Origin of the sequence: Winogradskyella psychrotolerans, from assembly GCF_018860545.1 — a bacterium.
Lineage (GTDB): Bacteria > Bacteroidota > Bacteroidia > Flavobacteriales > Flavobacteriaceae > Winogradskyella > Winogradskyella psychrotolerans_A.
The window spans coordinates 44,845-57,791 of record NZ_JAHKPN010000039.1; the positions used below are offsets into that span (position 1 = coordinate 44,845).

The following is a 12,947-nucleotide window of genomic DNA, read 5'->3' on the forward strand; positions in this document are numbered from 1 at the left end:
ATTAATGCCTAAATTATGAAAACAAAATTAACCCTTTTTATCGCTTTACTACTCTCTGCAGTAAGTTTTGCACAAACAACCTTTACCGATGGTGATTTCACCTATGAGGTAATCTCAACATCGTCTGCATTTGCCAAAATAACAGGAACCAATCTACCATCAGGAACACTCTCAAATCTTGTGATACCTGCAACGGCAAATGATGGTACCACACAATTTCAAATTATTAGTGTGGGTAATGATGCTTTTAATGGCAACGCATTAACAAGTGTAACGATACCAACTAACATTGTTACCATAGAAGAAGCTGCTTTTGCAAATAACAGCCTTACTACCGTTAGCATTCCTGATAGTGTTACCTTAATAGAAAGAAATGCTTTTGTTAATAACCAACTAACTACTTTAGACTTAGGCGAAGGTGTTGAAACGCTTGGATCTGGGGCTTTTTTCAATAATTCGTTAACAACTATTACCTTACCAGCTAGTATAATTAGTATTGCAAATGGTGTGTTTAGAATTAATCTGTTAGAAACTATAACAGTGTTAGCTACTAATCCACCTACCGCAGATAATAGTGCTAATGACAATAGTTTTGGAGACCGAACACGTATTAACGTAACAGTTCCTAATACAGCGTTAGATACCTATTTAGGAGAGTCAAATTGGAATAGTTTCTTTAGTATCAATGGACAGTATACAGGTGTCGTAGGTTTTCAATTTGATAAAGATGGGTTTACCTATAGTGTTACTTCTAGTGATGCTCCTAATGAGTTAACTATTGTAGATACCAGTAATAGTGGTGCAATTGATATTCCAGAAATAGTTACAGAAAATGAGATAGATTTTACTACAAAAATCATAGGGTTTAATGCATTAAATACCAAACAAATCACTTCTGTAAGTATACCTAATAGCATTGAAACTATAAAAGAGGGTGCCTTAGCAAATAACTTCCTTACCACGGTAAGCATTCCTAATAGTGTTGTTACCATAGAAAGAAATGCGTTTTTTGATAACACGCTGAATTCCCTAGACTTAGGTGATGGAGTCGAAACGATTGGATCAGGTGCTTTTTTTGATAATGTGTTAACCGATATTACCTTACCTGCTAGTGTAACTAGTATTGCAAATGGAGTGTTTAGAGAAAATCCATTATTAGCTACCATAACAATATTAGCTACTAATCCGCCTACCGCAGATAATAGTGCTAATGACAATAGTTTTGGAGACCGAACACGTATTAACGTAACAGTTCCTAATGCAGCGTTTAACGCATATTTAGGAGACTCAAATTGGAATGATTTCTTTAGTATTAATGGACAGTACACTGGTGTTGTACCTTTTCAATTTGATAAAGATGGGTTTACCTATAGTGTTACTTCTAGTGATGCTCCTAATGAATTAACCGTTTTAAGTACCGTAAATACTGGTGCGATTGTTATTCCAGAAGTAGTTACAGAAAATGAGATAGATTTTACTCCAACAGTTATAGCGGAAGCATCATTAGATAATGAAGGTTTAACTTCAGTAAGCATTCCCGATAGTGTTACCTTAATAGAAAGAAATGCTTTTGCTAATAACCAACTAACCTCCGTAGATTTAGGCGAAGGTGTTGTAACACTTGGATCTGGTGCTTTTATTAATAATCAGTTAACAGCTATTACCTTACCTGCTAGTGTAACAGACATTGCAAATGGTGTGTTTAGAAATAATCTGTTAGAAACTATAACGGTATTAGCCACTAATCCACCTACCGCAGATAATAGTGCAGATGATAATAGTTTTGGAGACCGAAGCAATATTATTGTAACCGTTCCTGTGAACGCGATTAATACTTATTTAGGTGACTCAAATTGGGAAGGATTCTTTGGTATCAATGGACAGTATACAGGTGTTATACCTTTTGAATTTGATAACAATGGGTTTACATACAGGATTACTGCAGCATCTCCTAATGAGTTAACCGTTTTAAGTACCAGCAATAGTGGTGAAATTGTTATTCCAGCAGTAGTTACAGAAAATGACATAGATTTTACTCCAACAGTTATAGGGCAAGCATCATTAGATAATGAAGGTTTAACTTCAGTAAGCATACCTAATACTATTGAAACTATAGAAGAATCGGCTTTTGCAGGTAACAGCCTTACTACCGTTAGCATTCCCGATAGTGTTACCTTAATAGAAAGAAATGCTTTTGTTAATAACCAACTAACTACTTTAGACTTAGGCGAAGGTGTTGAAACGCTTGGATCTGGGGCTTTTTTCAATAATCAGTTAACAACTATTACATTACCTGCTAGTATAACTAGTATTGCAAATGGTGTGTTTAGAAATAATCTGTTAGAAACGATAACAGTGTTAGCTACTAATCCACCTACCGCAGATAATAGTGCTGATGACAATAGTTTTGGAGACCGAACTCGTATTAACGTAACGGTTCCCAATACAGCTATAGATACTTATTTAAGTAATACAAATTGGGAAGGTTTCTTTAGTATCAATGGACAATATACAGGTCCTTTAGGATTCCTTTTCACATTAGGAGGAATTGATTACGAGATTACATCAGGAGGTGTTATTAATACGGTAACTGTTGTAGCTAACGTTAATAGTGGTACGATTACCATTCCTTCAGAGGTTCAAGAAAATAATATACCTTTTGTTCCAACCGTAATAGGATTAAACTCATTTAATAATCAACAAATTACTTCTGTAAGCTTACCTAATACTATTGAAACTATAGAAGAAGGAGCTTTTGCAAATAACAGCCTTACTACCGTTAGCATTCCCGATAGTGTTACCTTAATAGAAAAAAATGCTTTTTCAACTAACCAACTAACTACTTTAGACTTAGGCGAAGGTGTTGTAACACTTAACTCTGGTGCTTTTATTAATAATCAGTTAACAGCTATTACCTTACCTGCTAGTATAGCAGACATTGCAAATGGTGTGTTTAGAAATAATCTGTTAGAAACTATAACAGTGTTAGCCACTAACCCACCTACTGCAGATAATAGTGCTGATGACAATAGTTTTGGAGACCGAAGCAATATTGCTGTAACCGTTCCTGAGGTATCGCTTAATACGTATTTAAGTGATCCAAATTGGGAAGGATTCTTTGGTATCAATGATCAGTTTACAGGTGGCGTAGGTTTTGAATTTGATAACAATGGGTTTACATACAGAATTACTTCATTAACTCCTAATGAAGTTACTATTATAGCTACCGAAAATAGTGGTGATATTATTATTCCGGAAATAGTTACAGAAAATGAAATAGATTTTACTACAACAATTATAGGCGATCTCTCATTTGGTAGTAAAGGACTTACTTCAGTAAGCATACCCGATACTATTGTTGAGATAGAACGATTGGCTTTTGCATCAAACGACCTTACTTCAGTAATCATTCCAGATAGTGTTACCGTAATAGGGGAAGGCGCTTTTACTTTTAACGAACTTACTACGGTGAGCATTCCAGATAGTGTTACTGAGATAGTTGACGATGCTTTTGTTGGTAATGCGCTAACCACTGTAGATTTAGGCGAAGGTGTTGTAACGCTTGGTGATGATGCTTTTCGAGGTAATCAATTAACAGCTATTACCTTACCCGCTAGTGTTACTACAATTGGTAGTAGAGCTTTTCGTAATAATCCATTGGCAACCGTAACAGTGTTAGCTACTAATCCACCTACCACAGATAATAGTAACAATGTTGATAACAATAGTTTTGGCACCCGTGACTTGATAAATGTAACTGTGCCAGACAACCCAACCACCATACAAGCTTATATAGATAGTACAGATTGGGATGGGTTCTTTAGTATTAATGGTCAGTATGTAGGTGATCTACCTTTTCAATTTAATAAAGATGGGATTACCTATATCGCCACTTCTAGTGACGCTCCTAATGAGTTAACCGTTTTAAGTACCGATAATGGTGGTGCGATTGTAATTCCTGAGATAGTTACAGAAAATAGTATAGATTTTATACCAACAATTATAGAACAAGAATCGTTAGATGGTGAAAGTATTACTTCGGTAAGTATACCTAATAGTATTGTTGAGATACGAGAAGGAGCTTTTATAAATAACTTCCTTACTACCGTTAGTATTCCCGATAGTGTTACCTTAATAGAAAGAAATGCATTTGCTAATAACGTATTAACCTCTGTAGATTTAGGCGAAGGTGTTGTAACACTTGAATCTGGTGCTTTTATTAATAATCAGTTAACAGCTATTACGTTACCTGCGAGTATAGTTAGTATTGCAAATGGAGTGTTTAGAAATAACCTGTTAGAAACTATAACAGTGTTAGCCACTAACCCACCTGACACAGATAATAGTGCAGATGATAATAGTTTTGGAGACCGAACAGGTATTAACGTAACAGTTCCAGATACAGCATTAGACACCTATTTAGGAGACTCAAATTGGAGTGGTTTCTTTAGTATCAATGGACAATTTACAGGTGTCGTACCTTTTCAATTTGATAAAGATGGGTTTACCTATAGTGTTACTTCTAGTGATGCACCTAATGAGTTAACTATTGTAGATACCAGCAATAGTGGTGCAATTGTTATTCCAGAAGTAGTTACAGAAAATGAGATAGATTTTACTCCAACAGTTATAGCTGTTGTTGCATTAAATAACAAACAAATCACTTCGGTAAGCATACCAAATACCATTGTTGAAATACGAGACGGTGCCTTAGCAAATAACTTCCTTACTACCGTTAGTATTCCTGATAGTGTTATCGAAATAGAAAGAAATGCTTTTTTTAATAATCCTACGATGACTACCTTAGATTTAGGTGAAGGTGTTGCAACGCTTGGATCGGGTGCCTTTTTAGGTAATGATTTAAAAGATATTACGTTACCCGCTAGTATAACAGACATTGCAAACGGAGTGTTTAGAAATAATCCGTTAGAAACCGTAACGGTTTTAGCCATTAATCCACCTACCACAGATAGTACTACAAGTGACAATAGTTTTGGAGATCGTTCTGGTATTGATTTGTTTGTGCCTGAAGGTAGGTTATCAAATTATGTGGTTTCAGGTCAATGGGATGGTTTTAATTCCATCTCAGAAATCACTATTGACAACATCACCGTAGCGCCCAAAGTATTCCTACAAGGTGCCAGTCTCAACCCTTTTACAGGCGAAGAAGACTTAATGCGAGACGATTTGCGTGTGACAAATTTAATACCTGTAACCTCACCTTATAGTGATGGTTTAACTGCAGACTCTACAGTATTTGATATTACAGGTAACGATGCCATTGTCGATTGGGTATTTGTAGAACTACGAGACGCAACTAATAACACTAATAGTGTAGCTAGCCAATCCGCACTCTTACAACGCGATGGTGATGTAGTAGATACTGATGGTGTTTCACCGCTTAGTTTTAATGCCTTAACTGACAATTATTTTGTGGTCATAAAGCACCGTAACCACTTGGGGATTATGACGGCTAATACATTTGCGCTATCGGCTACCGTAAGCAGCATAGACTTTACAGATGCTAATAATCCAATAACCTTTGGTACCAATGCACAAACCACTTTTGGTATGCCAGCAGGTAGTTTAGGTCTATGGGCAGGTAACATTAATGGCGATGGTGTTGTACAGTTCTCTGGAGCCACACCAGATGCCTCTGGGATATTAGCCAACGTGCTAAATGATACAGGTAACTTTTTAAACTTTTCAACTTTTGTTATTAATGGTTATAGCACTAACGATATAGATATGAATGGTAATGCCCAATACGAAGGTGGCGCAGCAGATGCACCACTTATTTTACAAAACGTACTGGCGCATCCTAGCAACTTTTTAAACTTTTCAACTTTTGAGATTCAAGAGCAATTACCAGTAAATATTACTAATATGAGTAAGCAAAATCGATTTATAAATAAAGTAAAAACCCAAATTAAATTTTAAACATTATGAAGAAAATTACAATTACAACGTTATTTATTATGCTTTTTAGCATTTTTACCACAACCGTAAGTGCCCAAATTGTTGGCTACACGTACACCTTAGTTCAAAATAGTCAATTTAACTATACCATTGGTGTAGTACCAGATGCTAGTACTAGTGATTTTATACCCTTTGTACAAAGTTATGGATGCGTTATTTTTATACCAGATGGCATGACAATAGAAGTTACTAATTCTTTTGGAGGTGCTGCTAATCCACAATTCTTTGATGGTGCCGCCGTTGGGTTTGATGATAAAGATGGTTACTTAATTACAGAATCTTTAGGGTCTCAAACAGAATTACCTAGTGCACCATCAGCAGGAGAAATGGCGCCTATGATTACTATAAATATTATTGGTGAACCAACCAGTGGGCTTATAGAAATTTTAGCGAACGACTCGGCTTTAACACAGTCTAGCTCACAATTTAAAAGCTTTTTAACTGCAGATTCTGTTGACGATGATCAGTTTATTTTTGAAGATCTTATTACTACAAGTGAATCAGGGCTTTCTGGAGATTCATCTTTTGATTTTGCTACATTGTCAACTAGTAAGCTTAGCCTTAGTGACATTGGTGTATATCCAAATCCAGTTGAGGATACGTTTAGCATAAAAACAGCAGGTATAACAATTGATGCTGCTCAGATTTACAATATTAATGGCGCTTTGGTAAAAACAATAGATACAAATGCTATTGATGATGCTATTAGTATTTCGGACCTAAACTCTGGGGTATACTTCTTGCAATTATCATCTGGTGGTGCTAAGAATACCACGAAGCTAATTAAACAGTAAAAAAAACTATTTACTTATATTAATATTGATTAATTTTTAGCAAATTTACAAGCCTGCCTAGATGCATATATTTCTCTAGACAGGCTTTTTTTATTATCTTTAAAAATGAAACCAGATTGAAGAAATACTTAAAAAACTATCGATTGGAACTATCCTATGTTGTGCTTTATGCTTTTATTTTCTATTCGCTTTACTTTTTATTAATAAAGTGATTTTCTTATACCCTGAATTCGATATAAGAATCTTAGATAAAAGTTAATAAGTACGGCAGATTTAGCTTATAATTTGTATAGATTAGCAGGTTATTTTATATAAATTTAAGGCAGAAAATATTGTGTTTTTGTGACTTTTATCTAGAAATTAATGGATTTTGATATGTTTAGAATTTTAAAACTTATACAAATAATATAAGTATTTGAAATAAAAGTAATTATAAAATTAACCTTGTTTTTTATGTCGAATGTAGGTTTATAATAATGTTATGAATTTAAGTGTATTAATACCTGTATATAATGCTGAATCTTATATAGGAAACTGTTTGGAAAGCTTAATAAATCAAGACCTGCCTAAAGAGGATTATGAAATTATTGTTTTCGATGATGGATCAACCGATGGTACTTTAGCTTTGATAAAGCATTATGCAGAAAGGTATGAAAATATTGTTTGGTTTTCTGAAGCAAATAGAGGGGTTTGCATGGTTAGAAATAAGATGATTAGTCTAGCCAAAGGCGAATATATTTATTTTTTAGATGCAGATGATTACTTAGTACATAATTGCTTAAAAAAAATATTAAGAAAAGCCCTAGAGTTCAATGTAGATTTAATAGGTTTTAAAACTATAGCGACTAATAAACTTGATGATTATGCCTTTAATGATGAGGGTTTTAAAATGGCTTCTCTAACACTACAAACGGGCTATGACTTTATTAGAGATTATAGAAATTTAAGACATGAAATATGGTGGTATTTTATTAAGAAATCATTTTTAATTCATGAGAATATTATTTTTGATGCACAAGATTTTAATGGAGACGTTGTTTTTACATTAAAACTTTTAATGAGGTCCAAAAAGGTTGTTTATTTACCTTTTTCATCCATTTTTTTATCTTTTTCCGTAGCGATGCTATGCAACTCTAAAAAGCCATTCAAATGGTCGTAAAAAGTTTAAATCACTTCAATAAGAAAAAAGATAGAGACTATTATAAAATTCAATTTAAAGGATCAAAATCAAATAGATAAAGCTTAGTATTGTCATTCCAGTTTATAATGTAGAAAAGTACATTACAAGATGTATAGAAAGTATTTTGGATCAAGATCTGCGCTACAGCATATGAAATGATTATTATTAATGATGGATTAACAGATAATAGTGTATCGATAGCAAAGTGTTTTAATAGCAGTCATTCTAATATTTTCATATTATCTTCTTGTCCTTGATATGTTGGTAACCATTTGATACAGTAAATTGTCTATATCGATATTATAAAATTAAGATAATCTATCTTTAATTTCCACAAAAATGGTTTATTTACTTCAAATATATAAATTGATACTATAACAATTTGAGGTAGTAGAAAATCAATATACATAAGTTATTAAAGAATGCTTTAATACCCTAAAAAAATCAAATTTAGTACTATCTTATTCAGCACATTTCCTTCCATTCCGTAAAAACTACATTCCAAGAAAAAGAGCTTCATTAACAAAGGTCTTGGACATAATACACACTTTTGGCTTTTCATTCCGTTAACCCTTTCCGCTGCTCTGGAAAGGAACACGTCATATCCAACTAAAAAGCGTGAATCAAGTCCGCCAAATAAGGAAAAATGTATTTGTCATTGTGTTCCACTTCCTATGATTTTGTATTTCACAAAGAATTTAAAATCATTTCCGTAGTCCAACACCGTCATACCTTTTTTTGACAGCAAAATAACAACATTCAGCTTTGAACGACAGCATAACCAGGCTCGTGCCTCGCACTTTTTATATGTCTAAACAAAGCTGAATATCGAAAGCACTAAGCAACAAAAAGAAGGTAACAGCGTCGGCTCTATGGGAAGTAAATCTAAAATGAATCTTATGAAATCTTACAAAATCAATAAAAAGGAAGCGCAGCAAAAGTTAAAAAAATAGAAGAAGGAAAACGCTCTGGATATAATAAGTAAATCAATGACAAAACCTTTCTGAATGGTTCAGATTGGTAAATATTAATCTTTAAATTTTAAAATTATGAGTACCCTAAAAAACAAAGTACAGTTAATTGGCAACGTAGGAAACGAGCCAGAAATCACAAACCTTGAAAGCGGAAATAAAGTTGCAAAATTTTCAATCGCAACCAATGAATCTTACAAAGATTCTAAGGGAGAAAAAGTAACAAACACCCAATGGCACAATATTGTAGCATGGGGAAAAATTGCCGAAATCGTAGAAAAATATGTGGGCAAAGGAAAAGAAGTAGCACTAGAGGGGAAATTAACCTCACGCTCTTATGAAACCAAAAAGGGAGAAAAGAGATACGTTACCGAAGTGGTCGTAGATGAAATCTTGCTTTTAGGAATTAAAGGCGAAAACGCTACGGAATAATTAAAAATTAAAAGAGAGCGTTCCTATCCAAAAGATGCGCTCTCTTTTTCATTATTAACTTATAAAAAGAAAAAAACAATGAAGGATAAAGTTAACAAAATAAAAGCCGATTTGCAACATTTTTGTGGTACAGAGATGTTCTTTAAAATTCCATTAATTGGAACTCGTTTTACAGACGGATTGAAATATTTGGCTAACGAAGCGGAATGCTTTTGGTTGATTACAGATACATCTGTAATTGCAAAAAGTTTATCAAATAGAAGTTCTTTTATTACCATCGATTTTAAGCGACTTTCTGAAAAGGAACAGTTTGAAAAGCAATGCGAAGCCATCATTAATTACAGCGATGGAAACGATAAAATTTTTGAAACGCATAGATATAATGTAACCGATTTTCCTTTGGATGAATTGCGATTATTTTTCGTAAATAATACGCTGATGCTTCCAAGTGAATATTAAATTATTTGGTTATGGTATATCTCAATTACACAAACCTTGATAACGAAACTCAACAACGTTTGGTTTCGGATTCCAAAAAAGATGTTGAACAGAAATTTGGAAATGATTTGAAACAGTACGCCGAAGAACATCATATTGAATATGATACACTTTTGGAAGAAGAAGCTATAAGGAATTTGTATTCTTATGAATATGTTTTTAATATTTAAAAGCTAATTATTAACCCAGGACCTTTACGTTTTTTAAAGGTCTTTTTTCGTTCTGTCATTTTGTATTCTGTAACAAAAAGAGCCATTCCTTAAAGATACTTTTAAACTTTAAGAATAACACTCTTAAAAAATCGAATTATAATTAGCAATCGTTAAAAAGCCATTACATTTTTGGATGTAATGGTATTTTTTTTGTCCAGCGAGCTGGACGAAAAGGAATAGCAAGAGGGTAACACGCTTCGCGATGTTACATATATTCGATTTTGGGGCAAACGTAGTGTTTATAGGGTTTAGCAGAGTTTGTTTTTTTTGGATTTTAGAAATTAATGCTACTTTTTACTAAAAACATTTGAAAACCGCCGTAAACAGATAATTATTTTACTAAAACTATGGATAAAGAATATGAAAAAGAGGCTTTTGAGACTTTGAAAATTAAAAGCTCTGTAGCTGGTCAGTTTAGAGATTTCAGTAAGATGCTATCAAAACCTCAATCCATGACATTACTATTGATGATGGAGTTTTTTAATGAAAATGGAATTTCCCCAACCGAAAGTTTAGGACCTCGAATGGAAACCTTGGAAAATAGAATTTCTATGCTGATCAAAAAACGGATGAACGGAATGATCGCTATTATGAAAGATATAGAAAAGTCGCAGACCAAACCCACCGTTGCGATGATGCAAGCGCTTTTTCAACAAGCTGAACCGCCTAAAAAGAAATTGATATTAGCCAAAGAAATTCTGCCAGAAATGAAAGATGTCGAAGTGCCAGTCGAGAGAGGAAGCTATCGAGAAAAGAAATATCTGAACACTAATGATAATGACTAATGGAAAAGGTTAATTATATCACTCAGCTTAACGCAGTTTTTGAACTTTTCAATAAAGACCACAGGATTAAACAAGGGCATATTACCTTATACCTGGCATTCTTCCAGAAATGGAATAGGGAATTTTTCAAAACGACAATAACTGTTAATAGAGAGCTGATTATGGAAAGAGCAAAATTCAAATCGAAAACAACATATCACAATTATCTCAGGGAACTTAATGATTGGGATTATTTGCAGTATTATCCATCCTATCATCCAGCTATAGGTTCTAAAATTAAGATGTCCATTTTTTTTGTTCAAGCTGGTCAAAATTTGGCTAACAGTGTCCCAGAACTAGGCCAAATTTTGGTATCTTCTTATAAACATAAAACAAAAGAAAACTTTAATAAACTGGCAAGGCCAAAAAATGAATTAGAAGTTTTAAGTTTTTTTAAAGAAAACAATTGGCCAGCTATTGAAGGAAAAAAATTCTATGCGTATTATCAAGCTAAAAATTGGAAATTGAGCAGAGGACTTAAAATAAAAAATTGGAAGCAGAGTGCTAAAAATTTTGTTGAGAGAGGTTTTAAAATAAAAGAAAAATACACCAGTCCATTTTCTGGCTATGTGGATAATCTGAAAAATAATAATGTTAAGGATTATGATATACCACTATAATTAAATTAGATCTCAAAAGTTTATTACGCTATCCAAGGCGTCGTCAGCATCTCTATGCATAAAGTTGGCTTGATAATTAATAGTTGTGGTTATTGAAGAATGACGATAAAGTTTTTGAAGCATCTTAATAGGGATTTTATCCTCAGATATAGTGCCAAAGCTATGGCGAGCAATATGCATGGTGACTTTCTTATTTATTTTAGCTTTTTCTGCAACTCTTGCTAAATACTTATTTAACATTGTTGTAGCCGCGTTAATCTTTCTAAAGACATCCTTTGACGATTTAATGTTAATCGTTTTCATCTCTGGAAAAATAAAATCAGTATCGTCTTGTTTATGTATTGAGTAGTGTTCTAAAATAGGAAGAGCTTTCTCAGGAATCTTTAATGATAATAATTTTGAGTTTTTATTCATTCGATAGTTAAGTCTATTATCAGAAATATCAGACCACCTAATTTTGAGTACGTCAGCTACTCTTATTCCGGCAAGATAGAAACTGAAAAGCCAAATGTTTCGTGCATGAATTTCGTTTTCGGTCAAACCTTCAACACGTTCTAAAGCAATAAGTTCGTCCTTATTTAATCCGGATTTTTGACTTTCAGGAAATTTAATTTGAATTCCACCCGACCCGAATGGGTATAATTTTCTATCGACAATTCCTAATTTGATAGCTCTGTTGTATATGGTTCTTATGACAACAAGGTTATTCACTATTGATCTTTCAGATAAGCCATGTTTGGTTTTTAAATGAGTTTTAAAATTCCTTAAAAACTTTTCATCAATTTCTTGAAAGGAAAGCTGATTCGATTTTGAGAAATTCAACACATGATTTACTCTTACTTTATCTGAGTAAAATCGAGCTAATTTTTTATTGGCTTCAAGTTCAGCTAAAAAAACTTTTGCAATTTCAAAAAAGGTTGAGCCATTTGAGTCTTTGTATAATTTATCCTTAATACGATTTATTGATATATCTTGTTTTTCAGCTTGCAAATTCATCAGTGTTTTATTAGCCTCTGATAATTTTTTAACCAATAGATTATTCAGGTTGGCTGCATTTGGGTGCGATTTTTTTACACGAATATCTTTTTCATCCCAATATTTCAGATCTATATAATGTCCTAGATAGTGATAGGTAGAGCGTCTGTTTTTCGTAATTCGAATTGCCAAAGGATACAAACCTTGTTTATTCTGTTTTTTTCTTAAAACTATTTTTGCATTTGAGGTCATGGTACAATAAATTCATTAAAAAATGACGAAGAGTGCAAAACGGGTACAACATTTTGCTTTTTACAATAGTAAATATACCGATTTTATTGCTGATTACAGGTACAACATAGGTACAACATTTGTTAGTTCTACTTGATATTAATCGATATTAAATAAAATTGATAACGGTTTAACTAATTGGTAATGAGGTAGTTTATTGTTTTTTGATGT

Annotated in this window: 10 protein-coding genes; 9 read left to right on the forward strand and 1 reads right to left on the reverse strand. The window is 33.2% G+C overall.

Annotated features, from left to right (window positions below):
- The first annotated feature begins 15 nt into the window (after window positions 1–15).
- From KO515_RS12785 to KO515_RS12825, 9 genes are all read left to right on the forward strand, one after another.
- A complete protein-coding gene (locus tag KO515_RS12785; protein WP_215936730.1) occupies window positions 16–5,940 on the forward strand; it encodes a leucine-rich repeat domain-containing protein in 5,925 nt (1,974 codons plus the stop codon).
- 5 nt (window positions 5,941–5,945) lie between these two features.
- Window positions 5,946–6,773 carry a T9SS type A sorting domain-containing protein gene (locus KO515_RS12790; RefSeq protein ID WP_215936731.1) on the forward strand — a complete coding sequence of 276 codons (828 nt, stop codon included), beginning with the start codon at window positions 5,946–5,948 and terminating at the stop codon, window positions 6,771–6,773.
- Between the two features lie 481 nt (window positions 6,774–7,254).
- Window positions 7,255–7,932 carry a glycosyltransferase family 2 protein gene (locus KO515_RS12795; protein WP_215936732.1) on the forward strand — a complete coding sequence of 226 codons (678 nt, stop codon included), beginning with the start codon at window positions 7,255–7,257 and terminating at the stop codon, window positions 7,930–7,932.
- Window positions 7,933–8,026: 94 nt separating this feature from the next.
- Window positions 8,027–8,107, forward strand: coding sequence for a glycosyltransferase (locus KO515_RS18940; protein ID WP_354668279.1), 81 nt, complete (start codon window positions 8,027–8,029; stop codon window positions 8,105–8,107).
- A gap of 895 nt (window positions 8,108–9,002) precedes the next feature.
- Window positions 9,003–9,356, forward strand: coding sequence for a single-stranded DNA-binding protein (locus KO515_RS12805; RefSeq protein ID WP_215936733.1), 354 nt, complete (start codon window positions 9,003–9,005; stop codon window positions 9,354–9,356).
- 78 nt (window positions 9,357–9,434) lie between these two features.
- Window positions 9,435–9,815 carry a DUF6876 family protein gene (locus tag KO515_RS12810; RefSeq protein ID WP_215936734.1) on the forward strand — a complete coding sequence of 127 codons (381 nt, stop codon included), beginning with the start codon at window positions 9,435–9,437 and terminating at the stop codon, window positions 9,813–9,815.
- A gap of 11 nt (window positions 9,816–9,826) precedes the next feature.
- Complete coding sequence (locus KO515_RS12815; RefSeq protein WP_215936735.1) at window positions 9,827–10,024, forward strand: hypothetical protein; 198 nt, start codon at window positions 9,827–9,829, stop codon at window positions 10,022–10,024.
- A 389-nt stretch (window positions 10,025–10,413) separates the two neighbouring features.
- Window positions 10,414–10,851, forward strand: coding sequence for a BfmA/BtgA family mobilization protein (locus tag KO515_RS12820; RefSeq protein ID WP_215936736.1), 438 nt, complete (start codon window positions 10,414–10,416; stop codon window positions 10,849–10,851).
- The gene (locus tag KO515_RS12825) at window positions 10,851–11,510 is read left to right on the forward strand and encodes a hypothetical protein (RefSeq protein WP_215936737.1); all 660 of its coding nucleotides are present in this window, start codon (window positions 10,851–10,853) and stop codon (window positions 11,508–11,510) included. The genes KO515_RS12820 and KO515_RS12825 overlap by 1 nt, the downstream gene beginning before the upstream one ends.
- Before the next feature lie 12 nt (window positions 11,511–11,522).
- Here KO515_RS12825 and KO515_RS12830 read toward each other — a convergent pair whose 3' ends face one another.
- Window positions 11,523–12,737: a site-specific integrase gene (locus tag KO515_RS12830; RefSeq protein WP_215936738.1), complete on the reverse strand. Its 1,215-nt coding sequence runs from the start codon at window positions 12,735–12,737 to the stop codon at window positions 11,523–11,525.
- Window positions 12,738–12,947 lie beyond the last annotated feature (210 nt).